This window comes from Pseudomonas sp. Xaverov 83, assembly GCF_019352905.1.
GTDB classification, from domain to species: domain Bacteria; phylum Pseudomonadota; class Gammaproteobacteria; order Pseudomonadales; family Pseudomonadaceae; genus Aquipseudomonas; species Aquipseudomonas yamanorum.
In genome coordinates, this window is record NZ_JAAAFU010000026.1 from 120,683 (window position 1) to 136,938 (window position 16,256).

At 61.3% G+C, this 16,256-nt stretch carries 12 protein-coding genes; 3 read left to right on the forward strand and 9 right to left on the reverse strand.

Annotated elements, in window-relative coordinates; genetic code table 11:
- Nucleotides 1-9 precede the first annotated feature (9 nt).
- From K0H47_RS10685 to K0H47_RS10715, 7 genes are all read right to left on the reverse strand, one after another.
- Nucleotides 10-1,074 carry a fimbrial protein gene (locus K0H47_RS10685; RefSeq protein WP_063030248.1) on the reverse strand — a complete coding sequence of 355 codons (1,065 nt, stop codon included), beginning with the start codon at nucleotides 1,072-1,074 and terminating at the stop codon, nucleotides 10-12.
- Nucleotides 1,071-3,569, reverse strand: coding sequence for a fimbria/pilus outer membrane usher protein (locus tag K0H47_RS10690; protein WP_219272553.1), 2,499 nt, complete (start codon nucleotides 3,567-3,569; stop codon nucleotides 1,071-1,073). Before K0H47_RS10690 ends, K0H47_RS10685 begins: the two co-directional genes overlap by 4 nt.
- A 63-nt stretch (nucleotides 3,570-3,632) precedes the next feature.
- Nucleotides 3,633-4,361, reverse strand: coding sequence for a molecular chaperone (locus tag K0H47_RS10695; protein WP_231988843.1), 729 nt, complete (start codon nucleotides 4,359-4,361; stop codon nucleotides 3,633-3,635).
- 75 nt (nucleotides 4,362-4,436) lie between these two features.
- Nucleotides 4,437-4,985 carry a fimbrial protein gene (locus K0H47_RS10700; protein WP_063030252.1) on the reverse strand — a complete coding sequence of 183 codons (549 nt, stop codon included), beginning with the start codon at nucleotides 4,983-4,985 and terminating at the stop codon, nucleotides 4,437-4,439.
- A gap of 174 nt (nucleotides 4,986-5,159) precedes the next feature.
- Nucleotides 5,160-8,753 carry a transporter substrate-binding domain-containing protein gene (locus K0H47_RS10705; protein WP_219272555.1) on the reverse strand — a complete coding sequence of 1,198 codons (3,594 nt, stop codon included), beginning with the start codon at nucleotides 8,751-8,753 and terminating at the stop codon, nucleotides 5,160-5,162.
- Entirely contained in the window at nucleotides 8,754-9,380 is a 627-nt protein-coding gene (locus tag K0H47_RS10710; protein ID WP_063030256.1) for a response regulator transcription factor, read from the reverse strand.
- 141 nt (nucleotides 9,381-9,521) lie between these two features.
- Nucleotides 9,522-10,703 carry an EAL domain-containing protein gene (locus K0H47_RS10715; protein WP_235616461.1) on the reverse strand — a complete coding sequence of 394 codons (1,182 nt, stop codon included), beginning with the start codon at nucleotides 10,701-10,703 and terminating at the stop codon, nucleotides 9,522-9,524.
- A 217-nt stretch (nucleotides 10,704-10,920) separates the two neighbouring features.
- Here K0H47_RS10715 and K0H47_RS10720 point away from each other — a divergent pair, with 217 nt between their 5' ends.
- Nucleotides 10,921-12,909, forward strand: a complete 1,989-nt coding sequence (locus tag K0H47_RS10720; RefSeq protein ID WP_219272556.1) for a U32 family peptidase — start codon at nucleotides 10,921-10,923, stop codon at nucleotides 12,907-12,909.
- Between the two features lie 19 nt (nucleotides 12,910-12,928).
- On the opposite strand, the gene K0H47_RS10725 is transcribed toward K0H47_RS10720, so the two are convergent.
- Complete coding sequence (locus K0H47_RS10725) at nucleotides 12,929-13,828, reverse strand: DMT family transporter (RefSeq protein WP_219272558.1); 900 nt, start codon at nucleotides 13,826-13,828, stop codon at nucleotides 12,929-12,931.
- Nucleotides 13,829-13,958: 130 nt separating this feature from the next.
- Between K0H47_RS10725 and K0H47_RS10730 the strand changes: the two genes are divergently transcribed.
- Both K0H47_RS10730 and K0H47_RS10735 read left to right on the forward strand, forming a co-directional pair.
- Complete coding sequence (locus K0H47_RS10730) at nucleotides 13,959-14,402, forward strand: Lrp/AsnC family transcriptional regulator (protein ID WP_093209891.1); 444 nt, start codon at nucleotides 13,959-13,961, stop codon at nucleotides 14,400-14,402.
- 96 nt (nucleotides 14,403-14,498) lie between these two features.
- The gene (locus K0H47_RS10735; protein ID WP_218262840.1) at nucleotides 14,499-15,353 is read left to right on the forward strand and encodes an NmrA family NAD(P)-binding protein; all 855 of its coding nucleotides are present in this window, start codon (nucleotides 14,499-14,501) and stop codon (nucleotides 15,351-15,353) included.
- 129 nt (nucleotides 15,354-15,482) lie between these two features.
- On the opposite strand, the gene K0H47_RS10740 is transcribed toward K0H47_RS10735, so the two are convergent.
- Nucleotides 15,483-16,256 carry an SDR family NAD(P)-dependent oxidoreductase gene (locus tag K0H47_RS10740; RefSeq protein WP_219272559.1) on the reverse strand — a complete coding sequence of 258 codons (774 nt, stop codon included), beginning with the start codon at nucleotides 16,254-16,256 and terminating at the stop codon, nucleotides 15,483-15,485.

The window sequence follows — 16,256 nt, forward strand, 5'->3', positions numbered from 1 at the left end:
GGGTTTTTCCTATTTGTAGGTGATGGTGAAGTTCGCGGTGGCGTTGGCAATACCGGGCTGCGGCCCGGAGGCGTCGCCGGCGGTCTGGATGTAGCGGGCACCGAACTGCAGGTTGGTGGTGCCGTCCTGGACCGGCATGATCGGTACGTCGACGCCCAGCGGCAGCACGGTTCCGTCCTGCTTGAGCACCTGTACCGCCACGCCGCTGGCGGTGGCTTCAGAGTTGAGCCCCAGGACTCCCTGGCCGGCATCGACAATCACCGACCCCTTGGCGCCATCCAGGCGGATGTTGGCGGTGTTGCCCTGGAAGTAGTTCCAGGTCGGATTCCCCGCGTACGTCCCGGCAATGCAGTTATTCAGCGGGATATTGAAACTTTCGGTTGGCGTGACGCTGCCGGGACCGTTGAACACGCGCTTTTCCCAGTTGTTCAACGGAACGTCGATGATGCTGCCCACGCCTTCGGGCATGCTGCAGCCGGCCACGGTCACGCTGCCGGTCAGGCGACCGTCGATCCAGTCGAACGGCGTACCATTGTTGTTGATCGTGACGGTGTACACCTGCAGGTTCCCAAAATCATTGACGCCTGCCGGGATCGGTCCGGTTTTGATCAGGATCAGGCTGTTATTGGTATTGGAGGCGAAACCACCGGTATTGCAGCCGACGTACGTCAGCGGGAAGTACCAGTTGCCGGAGGTCCGGCACAGAAAGCTGGGGCGGCTTTCGTTGACCACGCCTACCCCGATCCCCGGTATGTTCGTCGCGTACAGTTGGCTGCCTTGCACCGCGCCAATGGCGGCGGTGACTGCGGGTAACTTGGCACCGAGCATGTTGGCCTGGATTGAAAACGGTACCGTCGTCGTGCAGTTGATGATCGGGAAGCGGGTGTACTTGACCAGCCCGATGGTTGACCCCACCGGCGCATCCTGAGGAATGTACACATCCCCGATGGGGTGTACGCTCTGGGTCGCGCTGGTAGACGCACAGTCGGCCAACGCCATCTCTGACAGGGCAAACGGTGCCACCGCCAGCGCGCTCAACAGCACGCGTTTTTTCCACTTGTTTATCTGTTTCATGGACGAACTCCTACGCACACAGCGTCCATCACCCGATAACCGTCGGTGGCTGGCGTGCTGCTGATATCCAAATTGATTTCACACTGCTGCGCGGCTTTGCCACCCCATTTCATGGTGTAGGTGACACCTTTGCCCGCCGACAGCAGCACTTGTCCGGCCTGGCCGACCACGCCGACACTGGCGCCCTGGTCGTCCTGCACGGTGGTGCCGAAAGGCAAGAGCGAGCCGTTCTGCAGGCGGACGTTGAGCAGTATTTTTTCCGATCGGCCGGCGGCGAATACCGCCTTGACCACCGCACCGCGACGCGGCACCACGTTGGTCACGCCTTCGGCGATGTCGACGCTGGTGTCCAGTTCGCTGGTGTCCACGGCCACGCGGTTCTTGCGATACGGCGTGACGTACGGCACCAGGGCGTATCCGCGGTCATTGGTCAGGGTGCCCGGGGCATTCAGCAGGCCGACCTTCGGCGTGTCCTTGACCTCCACCAGCGCCACGGTTTCACCCAGGGTTTGGCCGAATTCCACGCCATCGGCATGGGCCAGCACCGAGCCCGCCGCGCTGACCGAGGTCTGCCGGTAGCCCGAGCCGACGCTCACACCGGCGCCCAACTGGGCAAACGGTGCACGGTAGCCCAGCAGTGCCGAACCGTTGTTACCGGTGTTTTCCACGCGGTTGGCGTTGACGTTGTAGTTCAGGTTGCCATCGCGACCACTGAGGCCGGCCCGTTGATCCAGGCTGCCGTCATTGTTGCGGGTGACGCTGAACGTACCGGTGCTGCGGGTTTGTCCCAGGGGCATGGACACAGTGAAGACCACCTGGTTGTTGGAGCCGAAGTCGTCTGTCAGGGTCTTGCTGGCGTACACGCCATAGGTCACGCCCTTGTACTGGGTGTTGAAACCCAGCTGCATCTGCTTGTCTTCACGAGACGTGCCCCAGTAGTTCTGCTTGCTCAGGTTCAAGTACAGCGAGCCGTAGTTGTCCAGGGCCTGGTTGACGCTGGCCTCGACCTTGCTGCGCTTGGAGAACTGGCTGTAGTCGTTGGGTTGCTGCAAATCCACGGCTTCGCTGAAGTCGCGATAGCCTTCGGTGGAATAGCGGTAACCGGCGAAGCGCACCGAGGTGCCGCTTTCAAATGCCTTCCCGTAGCGCAGGCCGATGCTCTGGCCTTTTTTGCTGTCGCCTTGGGTGGTGACGGCCTTGGGCACGTCGGTCTGCGCCTGGGTGACGTCGACCGAGACGGCGCCGATGCTGCCCAGGCTCTTGCCCACGCCAACCACACCGGCACGGTAAAAATCAGCCCCCAGAAAGCCGCCGTACAGGGTCAGGTCGAACGGCAAGCCATAGGCCAGGGACGCCTGGGTAAACATCGGCCGCTCGCCGCCGTTGGCCGAGTTGTATTCGCCCACAATCGCGCTATAGCGCCAGGTGTTTTCCCGCAGCATGTTGGCCAGGGTTGCGTACGGCTGGGTGAAACGTCGTTCACGGCCGTCGGCTTCGGTGATGATCACTTCCAGGTCGCCGCTGCCCGAGGCGGCGTTGAGGTCGTTGATTTCAAACGCACCCGGCGCCACGTAAGTGGTGTACAGCGAGTAGCCGTTCTGGCGTACTTCGACCTTGGCCTGGGTTTCGGCAATGCCACGGATCACCGGGGCGTAGCCCTGCATCGAGTCCGGCAACATGCCCATGTCCGAGGCCAGTTGCACACCGCGAAACGGCACGCTGTCGAACACATCGCCAGGGGTGAAGCTCTCGCCCATCGTCAGCGTGGCCTTCAGCGGCGTGATGTCCCGTTGCGCGTAGGTATTGCTGCGCTGCCACTGGCGGCCACCTTCATCGCCCTGGCGGAACGAGGAGCTGGAGCGAAAACCCCAGTCGCCGAGGTTGAAACCACCGGTGGCATACAGGTTGTACTGGTTGCCGGTGCCTCGGGCGTCGCTGTTGGTTTGCGCAGCGGAAAACTGGTAGTTGAGCATCGCGGCGTTGATGCCGCGGTCCCATTCCGACGGTGCCACGTAGCCGGCCGCATCCCGGCTCAGGGCGATCTGCGGCACGCTGATATCCAGGGCCAGGTAGTTGGCGTTGAAGGTCACCGAGGCGCCTTCGATCAGAGCTGCCAGGTCGATGCACGCGGGCAGTGTTTCGCCGGGCACCTTGAACGCCTCCAGCTTCACCCCGAGTTCCTTGAGAAAAGCCTCGGACAGGCATACACGTACGTCACGGCCCTGCTCATCCTTGATGAAGGTCATGTCACGCCGGTCGAAAAAGCTCTGGTTCAGGCGAACCAGCACCGGGTAGGTACCAGGACCGATGCTGCCGCTATTGGCCACCGCATCCAGGTCGAGATTGGGCCCGGCACCGGCGCCGCCAAACGACTGCATGAAGCCGGCATCGAACTTGGCAGGCTCACCGGCCACGGCCAACTCACCGGCACAGGCGGCGGCCACGGCGACCCACAAAGGCAAACGACTAAAGCTGAAGGAGTTATCGATTCGCATGGCAATACCCGGCCGCCGCGCCACAGTCGTGGCACGCGCAAACGTCTACAGGAAGAAAAGGAATCAGCGGTTCAGTGGCACGGTCTGCGGCTCGCTGTAGCCGCCGTAATCATTGATGGCCGAGAACACCACTTCGCCGGTTGTGCCTTTGAAGCCCGGCAGCGGATAACGCTGGCTGCTCATCGGCGCGACCATCGTCGGCTCGTTGACCTCGACGCTCTGGCCGGCAGACTTGGCGGTCACGCCAATGAACGAGATATGGAACGGCGACGGGTTATTGACCACTAGCACGGCCCTGCCCTGTTCCTGCGCGAGGCTCCAGGTCAGCTGCGACGGTGCTTCCATCGCATTGCCCTTGAGACCGGCCGGGCGATAGAACAATTTGACGCGGGTGCGCATGGCAATCTTCAGCGTATTGGCGTTGCCTTCGCTGGCCACCGGGATTTCCTGGGCGTTGAAATAGAACACCGATTCACGGTCGCTCGGCAGGTTGCCGGCGACTTTCTGGATTCGCACCATTTGCTCTTTGCGCGGGTCCAGGCGGAACAGCGGCGGCGTCGACACAAAGGGCGTGGCGGTGGTCATGTCATCGGCTTCGGTGTTGACCCAGGTCTGCACCATGTACGGCTGCGCCGTGGTGTTGCTGACGGTGATCGACGCGTCGCGTTTGTTGCCGTCGAACACGATCCGCGTGCCGCCGAGCATCACACCGGCCTGGCTGGCCGTGCTGAGCAGTGCAGTACTGAGCAACAGCGCCAGGGCCGATGCCTTCTTGAAGGGGGAAACGTTCATTTCGATCATCCTCTTGCCGTGAGCGAGGGGATGGCCGCTGCGCGCTTCAGCGCTGCAGCGGCGCATCAACAGGGCTTACTGGTACTCGACGGTGAACGCAGCCTTGGCGTTGGCCGGGCCGGAGGTCGCAATGCCGGTAGCGATGTAGTTGGCGGTGAAGCGCAGCGGTTGGGTCAGGTCCAGGTACGGAGCCGATTCCAGGCCCAGTTGCACGTCCCTGTCCGTGGCGTCCTTGATCTGTACTGCAACGTTGGTGGCGTGACCGGCGTCTGGGGTGATGCCGATCCACTGGCCGCTGGCGCCGGCAGTGCCGCTCAGGGACAGGAATTTGACCACGGCGCTCTTGCCGGTGACGCTGCAACCTGGGGCGTTAGTGTCAATAGTCAGGGAGAACGCGCCGCCACCGGCAACAGCACCAACGGTAGCCAGGGAAGTGGCGGGCACGTCGCCCAGGCCCACATCGCCAGCACCGACCGAACCGTTCAGGTCAGTCACGACCACCGGGCAGGTGTTGTCGGTTACGGAACCGACGAAGTTGATTTCACCGTCAGCAGCCATGGCAGCCTGGGAACCAGCGGCGAGGATGACAGCGGCAAACAGACCTTTAAGCGCAAACTTGTTCATAACGTAATCCAGATAGTGAGGAAAGTCTGAAGCCCGATGAGGGCTTCAATCAGGTTGCAAGGCCCGGTCCGCTTGGTCGGTGGGGCCGTTCAACGAGGCTCAGTATCGGGTGTGGGGTGGGTTGACTACGTATGAATGGTGCCGCGTTCTTGTAGGAAATTTCCTACCGGTAATTCAAGCCAGATAGCGCTCCAGCCGTTCGCCGAGCTGCTCCATCTGTTGATGCAATGCATCCACTGTCTCGGTCAGTCGCATGGAGTCTGCTTGTCGGGTGGCGGCTTCCAGGTCTTCGCAGCAGCGGATCAGTACTCGGGCCTTGATGATCCGCGCGCCCCCTTTGACCCGATGCGCGATGTCCGCCAGGCCTTGCAGGTCGTGGCGGGTGAACAGTTGCATCAGGCGCGCCATGTCCTGCTCATTGCTGGCGGCGAGGTCACCCAACAAGCTTTTGATCGAAGCAATGTTGCCGCCGGCCAGGTGCTCGACGCTGGTCAGGTCAATATCGTCATCTGCAGCAAATCCTGGGTGTCCACTCCCCGGCTCCGTTGCCAGGCCTGCCAGGCGCGCGCTCAAATCCTTGAGGCTGATGGGCTTGAACAGGCAGTCATCCATGCCGGCGGCCAGGCACCGGCCCTTCTCTTCCGGCTGTGCATTGGCGGTAAAACCAAGGATCAGGCTCGGTGGCAATCCACGGGCCGCCTCGTCGGCACGAATGGCCCGGGCCAGTTCGTAGCCGTTCATCAGGGGCATATTGCAGTCAGTGATCACCACGTCGAATTGCCCGTTGCGCCAGGCCCGCAAGCCATGGGCACCGTCCTCGGCATCCTCGACCCGGTGGCCCAGATAGTTGAGTTGCTGGGTCAGTAACTGACGGTTGGCCGGGTAATCATCAATCACCAAAATGTTCAACGCGTGGCTCATTACTGTCGGCTCGTCCTCGACGGGAGCAATGTCTGCCAACGGCTCAAGGATGGTCAGGTCCAGCCTCACGTCGATGCGCGTGCCCTGGCCCAAGGTGCTGTCGAGGGTCAGTCGCCCGCCCATCATTTCGCAGAGTGTGCGGCTGATGACCAAACCCAGGCCGGAGCCGCTACGTGCGGACTGGTCATTGTTGCTGGCCTGGGTAAAGGGGCTGAACAGGCGTTTCTGGTCCTCTTCGCCAATGCCCATGCCCGAGTCTTCCACCTGCAGCCTTACGCCCAGCTGTTCCTTGCCCGCCTCCGTTCGCACACTCAAGCGCACGTGGCCCTGGGCGGTGAACTTGATGGCGTTGCTCAACAGGTTGGACACGATCTGCTTGAAGCGCAGCGGGTCGATCAACACATCACGGTTGACGCCGGCATCCAGGTCCAGTTGCAGTTGCAGCTGTTTCTGCCGTGCCAGGCCTTCGAAAATGCGCACCACCGACTCCAACAACTCCCGCAGGTTGGCGCGCTCGGGGTTCAGGGACAGACGCCCGGACTCGATGCGGGCAATGTCAAGGATGTCGCCGATCAGGTCCAGCAAGCCGCGTGCTGCGCCGGATGCGACATCAATCGCGAAGCGATCCATCACGCCCTGGTCAGCCTTTTTCGTCGCCAGCTCGAGCATGCCGATCACCGCGTTCATCGGTGTGCGGATCTCATGGCTCATGGTCGCCAGGAAGGTGGTCTTGGCGCGATTGGCGGCGTGAACGTCCTCCAGCAGGCGCTGGCGCTCGCTGATATCAATCCAGCCGGCAATCATGCCGCTGACTTCGCCGGTACTGCTGCGGTACGGCAGCATCCAGTGGTAAATGGTCAGTACGCGGCCATCGGGCATGATCAGGCTGCGATCCTGCAACTGCGCCTCACCGCTTTCCATCACTTGCAGGTAATCCCGGTGATATGCGGCGGCCTCATCCGGGTCGCCCAGCACACCGTCCAGTACGGTCTTGCCGATCACCTGCTCGCGTTCCACCTGGAACACTTCCAGGTAACCACTGTTGCAGATCAGCAACTTGCCCTGGCGATCACGCACATAGATCGGGTGCGGCGTGCCGTTGATCAAGACTCGCATGAACTCAACCTGATCGCTCAACGCCTGCTCGGCCTGCTTGCGCTTGCGCATCAACATCCGCAGGTAGGCGATCCAGCCCAGGGCAGTCACCAGCAACACGGCGGCAATCCCAAAGCCCTGGATAATTGCGCTGCGGTTGCGCAGCCAGTAGCTGTCGCCTACCACCACTTCGCTGCGCCAGCGATTGGTCAACTCGTCCATTTCCTCGGGGGCGATGCTGAGCAGCGCCTTGTCCAGGATCGAGAACAATTCCAGCGAGCCGCGGGCCGTGGCAAAGGCCATGCGCGAGTTGGTTACACCCACGGTGCTGGTGATACGCAAGCGGTCACGGTATTGCCGGGAAATCATATAGCGCGCGGTAATCAGCGAATTGACTGCCGCATCGGCCTCGCCATTGGCGACTTTCTCCATGGCGTCATGGGCGCTGTCGGCATCTACCAGGCGGATGTCCGGGTATTGCTCGGTCAGCATGTCGCGGCTGGAATCACCGCTGATCACCGCCAGGCGCTTGCCGTGCATATCGTCCAAGGTATTGGGGCTGCTCGGTGCAGTACGAGTGACCAGGACAAAGGGCGTGGCCAGGTACGGACGGGTAAAGCGCAGGACCGCTTCGCGCTCCTCGCTGGGAGTGATGGTGATGAGCAGGTCGGCCTTGTTGCTGGTGATGGCGTCGATCATCTCGCGCACCGAACTCACCCGCTGGATATCGAACTTCAAGCCCGTGCGCAGGGCCACCTTGGCCAGGACGTCGGCACTGATGCCGCGGAATTCGCCTTCGGCGCTGTAGAACGACATCGGCAGGAAGTCTTCATCAATCGCCACGCGCAATCGGGGATTCTTGTCCAGCCAGCGCTGTTCACTGACACTGAAATGCAGGGGATGCTGGCCTGGCATGCTTGCCCCCCCGGCGCTCCAGCGGCGCAGGATGGTCTGGCGCTCGGTGACCGGGATCGCCGCCAGTGACGCATTGATAATCCGCAGCAGGCGCGTGTTGTCGCGCTTGACCGAAAAGGAAAAATTGCTGACCTCCATGCGCGAGAAGTCGGCCAGTTGCACGTTGTTCAGGTAGTTGCGGTTGATCAGATAATTGGCGCTGATCGCATCGCCCAGGTATACGTCGGCCTGGCCGAATGCCACGGCGCCGATGGCGCTGAGGGTGGACGGGTAAAGCTGCAAGCTGGCCTTGGGGTAGAAGTCTTCGACCGCTTTGGGCGGCAGATAGTGATAGAGCATCGCCACACGCTTGCCGGCCAGTTCCGGGTCGAGGTTCTGGCTGTCACCGACCCGGCTGACCAGGGTCGGCTGATCCTCGGCATAGGCGTCGGAAAGTTGAAGCTGCGGGTCGGCTGCCTCAAAACCGTTGGAGCTGCCCAGCATATCGACATCACCCGCCTTGAGCGCAGCCAACACCCCATTGCGTGAGGCATACCGTTGCACCCGCACTTTCACGTGCAGCAACTGCTCCATCAACTGCGCGTAGTCGGCCGTGATGCCTTCGTAGTCATGGCGATTGCTGGTGATGCTGAACGGCGAGTAGTCCGGCGCCGACGAGCCGAGCACCAGCGTGCCTTTGCCGCGCAGCCATCTCCAGTCGGCCTCGTCGAGGCCCACACTGTAGTCGCTGACGTCGGAACGCCCATGCAGCTTGAGCATTTGCGGCGCCGCCAGGGCGTTGCCCAGGCCACAGAGCAACAGGAAACCCAGCAGGCCGTGTCGAAGAAGTGTGTTCATTCAGATGAGGTTGTTGCGCTTGGCAAAGTCGGCCAGGTACACCACCGATTTGACGTTGAGTTTTTCGATCAGGCGCGTCTTGTAGGTACTGACCGTCTTGTTGCTGATCAGCATGGCGTCGCCGATTTCCTTGTTGGTCAAGCCCTGGGACAGTTGTTGCAGGATGGTCAATTCGCGGTCAGAGAGGTTCTGGATCAGATCATGATCAGTGGCTTCCAGATCACTGCGCCGTACCGAGCTGTGGGCCAGGTTGGGGAAGAAGGTGTAGCCGTCCATCACCGCCTTGATCGCCTTGGTCACCTCCTCCATGTCGTTCGTCTTGGAAATGAACCCGGCCGCACCGGCTTTCATGCAGCGCATGGAATAGAACAGTGCCGACTGAGAGGTGAACACGAGGATTTTGCTCGGCAGGCGCAGGGATGCGATGCGGTTGAGCACTTCAAGGCCGTCGAGCTTGGGCATGCCGATGTCGAGAATGATCAGGTCGGGCACATGCTCCCGGGCCAGTTGCACCGCATCGGCGCCATTATCGGCCTCGGCGACTACTTCGAACTGAAACTGGCTGAGCAGCATTTTGACGGAAGAGCGAATGAAGGGATGGTCGTCCACAACCAAAGCGGTATACATGTAACCTCCTGTAGGGCGCGCCGGAAAGCTCCGGTGACAGAAGCACCTGTGACGCAAAACGATGGATAAGCGACCAGCCGACGCCTCGCTCAAGTTACACGAACACGACTGAAGTGTAGGAAAATTCTGAAGTTTTGCCGCCTAGCCCACCGGCGAACTTAACGGCTGCACATCTTCCCGCGCCAGCCAATGCAGCAGGTCGTGGCCGGTCATCGGCCGGGCGAGGAAAAAACCCTGCCCCACCTCACAGCCCAGGCTGATCAGCGCGTCGCGAATATGCCGGTTGCTGACGCCTTCGATCACCAGGCTCATGTCCAGCGAGCGTGCCAGCGCCAGGGTGCTGCCGACCATGGCCTGACTGCGTGGTTCGTTGAGGGTGCGGATAAGGTCGCCATCGAGCTTGATCTGGTTGAACGGCAACTGGCACAGCAGCTTGAGTGACGAGAACCCCACGCCAAAATCATCAATCGACAAGCCGCAGCCCATCAAGCGCAGGCGCAGCAGGTTTTCCTGCGTCGGCGGCTGCAGGTCCAGCAAGCCGTTTTCCGCCAGCTCGAACACCAGCACCGAAGCGCACAGGCCGTGGCGTTGCAGGGCACCCTGGATATGCTCGATCAGGCCGTGGCGGGCCAGTTGGGATGCATGCAGGTTGAACGACATTTCCAGCACGGCGCCCTGGCGATGCAGCACGGCGAGCAATTTCAGACCTTGCTCCAGCAGTTGCTTGAACATTTCATCAATCAGGTCATAGGCCAGCACTGCCGCGAGGAAATCCTTGGGCAGCAGCAAGCCCCGGGCCGGATGTTCCCAGCGTACCAGCGCCTCGACGCCTGCGAGGCTGCCATCGTTCATCATCCGCTTGGGCTGGAACCAGCCGCGGAACTCGCCCAGGGCCAGGCCCAGCTGGATCTCTTCTTCGCTGGGCAATGGGACCCGGCTCGCGGGGTTGAGTACGGGCGGCGGTGCCGCGCGATAGCGTTTAAGCAAGTGATCCAGTGCCGGCAGTTGCAACGGCGTGCTCAAGATACCCAACAGCTGCACACCCGATAAAAACTCCAGATGCCCCAGGGCCCGGCGCAACTCCGGGCGCAGCTCATTGGACAATCCAACGGCCTGCACCAGGCCGATCTGGCTGGCATAGCGCAGGAATTCCACCTGCTCGGAGCCCTTGTCCCCCAGGTTGCAAAGCACGATATCCACGCCGCCCGTGCGCTGCATCTGGATTATTGCCTGTTCGCTATTGCTGGCTTGCAACACCTCCCGCACCCCGAGCCGTCGCAACATATTGACCAGGGCGCTGCGCTGGGAACTGTGGTTTTCCATAACCAGGACACGTGGTGGGGCCATCGTCATCAACCGTTTTGCAGACTCGAAGGCCTTAATAATGGCGAGGCGGCGTAACCTTCAGCGAAGGAAGTCGCCTGCCAATATGTAGGAAATTTCCCACGCAAAGCATCTGCCACCGGGCAACTCGCGGGTGCCGGTCGGGCATTTCGCAGCTACAATGCCCGCCTCCGTGACAAGCCTGACTAAAAAAACTATGTCCTTGCCCAAGCATCACCTGGAATTGCTCAGCCCTGCCCGCGATGTTGCCATCGCCCGCGAGGCCATTCTGCATGGCGCCGACGCCGTGTACATCGGCGGCCCGAGTTTCGGCGCGCGCCATAACGCCTGCAACGACGTGAGCGATATCGCGCAGTTGGTGGAGTTCGCTCGGCGCTACCATGCGCGGGTGTTCACCACCATCAACACGATCCTGCACGACAACGAGCTGGAGCCGGCGCGCAAGCTGATCCACGAGCTTTACGATGCCGGCGTCGACGCGCTGATCGTCCAGGACCTGGGGGTGATGGAGCTGGATATCCCGCCCATCGAACTGCACGCCAGCACCCAGACCGACATCCGCACTTTGGGCCGGGCCAAGTTCCTCGACCAGGCCGGGTTCTCGCAACTGGTGTTGGCCCGTGAGCTGAACCTGCAAGAGATCCGGGCGATTGCCGATGAAACCGATGCCGCCATCGAGTTCTTCATCCACGGTGCCTTGTGCGTGGCCTTCTCCGGCCAGTGCAACATCTCCCACGCCCAGAATGGCCGTAGCGCCAACCGCGGCGATTGCTCCCAGGCCTGCCGCCTGCCCTACACCCTCAAGGATGACCAGGGCCGTGTGGTTGCCTTTGAAAAGCACCTGTTGTCGATGAAAGACAACAACCAGAGCGCCAACCTGCGCGCCCTGGTGGATGCCGGCGTGCGTTCGTTCAAGATCGAAGGCCGCTACAAGGACATGGGCTATGTGAAGAACATCACCGCCTATTACCGCCAGCGCCTGGACGAGATTCTTGAAGACCGCCCGGACCTGGCTCGCGCCTCCAGCGGCCGCACCGCGCATTTCTTCCTGCCGGACCCGGAAAAGACCTTCCACCGTGGCAGCACCGACTACTTCGTCACCGACCGCAAGGTCGACATTGGCGCCTTCGACACCCCAACCTTTACCGGCCTGCCGGTGGGTGTGGTGGAAAAAGCCGGCAAGCGTGACTTGCAAGTGATCACCCATGAGCCGCTGTCCAACGGCGACGGCCTCAATGTGCTGATCAAGCGTGAAGTGGTGGGTTTCCGCGCGAACATCGCCGAGCCAAAAGGTGAGTTCGAAGAAGACGGCGAGAAGCGCTACCGCTACCGCGTCGAACCCAACGAGATGCCGGCCGGCCTGCATCAACTGCGGCCGAATCATCCGTTGAACCGCAACCTGGACCATAACTGGCAGCAGGCGTTACTGAAGACCTCCGCCGAGCGCCGTATCGGCGTGTCGTGGGCGGCTCACCTGCAGGAAGATCGCCTGGAACTGACCGTCACCAGCGAAGAAGGCATCAGCGCCAGCGTTGCCCTGCCCGGCCCGTTTGGCGTGGCCAACAAGCCGGAACAGGCCCTGGAAACCCTGCGCGACCTGCTGGGCCAACTGGGCACCACCCAGTACCACGCCACCGCGATCGAGCTGGATGCGCCGCAGGCGTTCTTCATCCCGAATTCGCAGCTCAAGGCCCTGCGCCGTGAAGTGATCGAGGCGCTGACCGAGGCGCGTATCCAGGCTCATCCACGGGGCGGCCGCAAGGCGGAAACCACGCCGCCGCCGGTGTACCCGGAATCGCACCTGTCGTTCCTGGCCAACGTCTACAACCAGAAGGCTCGCGACTTCTATCACCGCCATGGCGTGCAACTGATCGACGCGGCGTACGAAGCCCACGAAGAAACCGGCGAAGTGCCGGTGATGATCACCAAGCACTGCCTGCGCTTCTCGTTCAACCTGTGTCCTAAACAGGCCAAGGGTGTGACGGGGGTGAAGACCAAAGTGGCACCGATGCAGCTGATCCACGGCGACGAAGTGCTGACGCTGAAGTTCGACTGCAAGCCTTGCGAGATGCACGTGATCGGCAAGATCAAGGGCCACATCCTCGGCCTGCCGCAACCGGGCAGCGTGGTGGGTTATATCAGCCCGGATGACCTGCTCAAGACCATCCCGCGCGGCGCACACTGAGTCGCGGGTGAGCGTCATGCTACGGCGTGATGCTCACCACTGTTTTCGAACGCCACCACCAACCCCGCTGCAACCCCGCCGCCGCGAGCAAAATCGCCGCCACGCCCAGCCATTGCAACCAGCCCAGGCGATGCCCAAAGGCAATCCAGTCGACCAAGATTGCCGCAATCGGGTAGATAAACGACAGCGCCCCGGTGATTGCCGTCGGTAACTTCTGGATCGCGCCATACAGCAACACGTACATCAAGCCGGTATGCACCACGCCTAAGGTCAGCAATGCCGCCCAAGCATCCATCGAGGCAGACAGGCTGTGCCACTGCATCAGTGGTGCCAGCAGCAAGGCGCCCGTGGTCACCTGGATCAACGCCATCAAATGCGGCGGCACCTCCTTCAGGCGCTTGATGATCAGCGCCGCAATCGCATACAGAAATGCCGCGCCCAGGGCCAACGCCACACCCATCAAATAGTCATCCCCGGTGTTTTGCTGACTGCCATGGGCGGTGACAATCGCCAGCATCCCGACGAAAGCCACGCTCAACCAGGCAAGCTTTTGCACGGTGATTTTCTCCCCCAGGAACACCGCCGCCAGCATCACCAACATAAACGGCTGGACGTTATACACCGCCGTGCTGATGGAGATTGAAGCCCTGGCGTAGGACTCGAACAGCAGTAACCAATTGCCCACAATCGCCACGCCGCTGAGCATCGCCAGCCCGAGCTTGGTGTAGTTCAGCAAGTCCAGACGCAGATAACCCAGCAACCCGCACACCACCAGCAGCGTCAGCGCGCCGATCACGCAGCGCCAGAACACCACTTCGACCACCGGCACACTCGACACCAGCACGAACCAGCCGATGGTGCCGGAGATGAGCATGGCGGCGACCATTTCCCATGAACCGCGACGTATGGATTTGTCCATGATTGAGCTCCTCAAGTGAGGCTCAATTATGGCAATCTGGCCGATAGCGACTCCAGATTCTAAATAAGGCGAACCTTGCATTTCGCCTATTCTTATTAGGCAAACCTGAGCAATCGCTTTCGGAGCGACCATGATTGACAGCATTGACCAGCAACTGATCGCCGCACTGATGGATGATTCGCGCTTGTCCCTCAAGGCCTTGGCGGGCATCACCGGCCTCTCCTCCCCCAGCGTCGGCGAGCGGCTGCGGCGCCTGGAAGAGCGCGGCGTCTTGAAGAACTACACCGTGGACATTGACCCCAAGCATTTTGGCTATCTGCTGCAAGCCATCGTGCGCATCCGCCCGCTGCCCGGGAAACTGCAGGAAGTGGAGCGCCAGATCCAGGCGATCCCCGAGTTCACCGAATGCGACAAAGTGACCGGCGATGACTGCTTCATCGCACGCCTGCATGTGCGCACCATGGACCAACTGGACACACTGCTTGACCGACTCAACGCGTACGCCGAAACCAACACCGCCATCGTCAAGAAAACTCCGGTAAAACGCCGGTTGCCACCACTGAGTGATTCATGATTTTGAGTCACTGATGCAGTGACGGGATCGCTATTCTGTCAACGCAGAGCGGTGTTTATGCTTGATCCACACATTGGAACAACAGGCGTAAACACCATGTATGTCATCACCGGAATCACAGGCAAAGTCGGCGGCGCCCTGGCGCGGTTTCTGCTCAACGATCTTCAACCCGTGCGCGCAGTCATTCGCGATGCCAGCAAAGGCGCCGAATGGGCCGCCCTTGGTTGCGAGGTCGCCATCGCCAACATGGACGACGCTGCGGCCCTCACTGAAGCATTCAAGGGTGCCACCGGCGTGTTCATCCTGCCGCCTTCGGATTTCGACCCGGAGCCCGGCTTCCCCGAGGCGTGCAAGGTGATTGCCGCCGTAGCCCAAGCCATCGAGGCGGCGGCACCGCAAAAAGTGGTGTGCCTGTCGACCATCGGCGCCCAGGCCGAACACCTTAACCTGCTGACCCAACGCACCTTGATGGAACAGGCGCTAAGCGCGTTGAACGTGCCGGTGACCTTCCTGCGCCCGGGCTGGTTCATGGAAAACGCCGCCTACGACGTAGCCACGGCCCGCGAACACGGAGTGATCCACAGCTTCCTGCAACCGCTGGATAAGACCGTACCGATGATCGCCACCGCCGACGTCGGGCACCTCGCTGCGCAATTGTTGCAGCAACACTGGACTGGCCGCCGTGTGGTTGAGCTGGAAGGTCAGAGGGTCAGCCCGAACGACATCGCCCGCACCTTGACCGAAGTGCTTGGTCGCGGTGTGACTGCACAGGTGGTGCCTCGCGATGCGTGGGAGCCGATGTTTCGTGAGCAAGGCGCGCAGAATCCAATGCCGCGCATGCGCATGATTGATGGGTTCAACGAAGGCTGGATCTGCTTTGAGCAGGCGGACGTAGTCATGGGTGAGACCACGTTGCTCAAGGTGCTGCGCGAACTGGCTGCCAACGTCTAAACCTTGGCTGGAGGGCTTTTTGTGGCGAGGGAGCTTGCTCTCGTTGGGCTGCGCAGCGGCCCCAAAAACCGTGGGAGCGCTTCGCCCTCCAGCGGGAGCAAGCTCCCTCGCCACACGCTGAGTTTTCGATCAGTTACGCCCGGCAGTCACGCCGCCATCGACGGGCAACACGGTCCCGGTAATCCACGAAGCCTCACTGGACGCCAGGAACAGAATGGCCTGGGCGATATCCGCCGGTTGGCCATTGCGCCCCAGCGGGTGAAAAGCGTTGAAGGTCGGCAGCACTTCCTTGACTTGGTTTTCGTCCATGAACGTCCCATACACCGGAGTTTCCACTACGGCCGGTGCCACGGTGTTGATGCGGATGTTGGACGACGCCAGTTCAATCGCCAGGTTACGGGTCAGCGCATGCACCCCGGCGTTGGCCGCCGAGTACGCAGCCGACGGTGTAGCGCCAATGGCCTGGATCGCCCACAGGGAACCGGTCTGCACAATCACACCACCGCCACGCTGCAACATGGCTTTCGCCGCCGCCTGGGCCATGAAGAATTTGCCCTTGAGGATGGTGTCGAGAAACCAGTCGTACTCCTTGGCATCCACTTCGAGGAACGGTTTGGGACGGAACACTCCGGCGTTGTTGACCAGGATATCCACACCACCGAAAGCCCTTACCGCTTCGTCTACCAGCGCCTGGGCAGTCGTCGGGTTGGCGATGTCGCCAGCCAACGCACGAATCGAAGCGCCGCTCGGATCGATTTCTTCGGCAGCACGCTGCAGCTTCGCGGGATCACGACCACCGATCACCACATTGGCCCCCTCCTCCACAAAACGGCGTGCGACTTCTTTACCGATCCCCGAACCGCCCCCGGTGACGATCACAACTTTGGAAGAAAACCTTTGCAT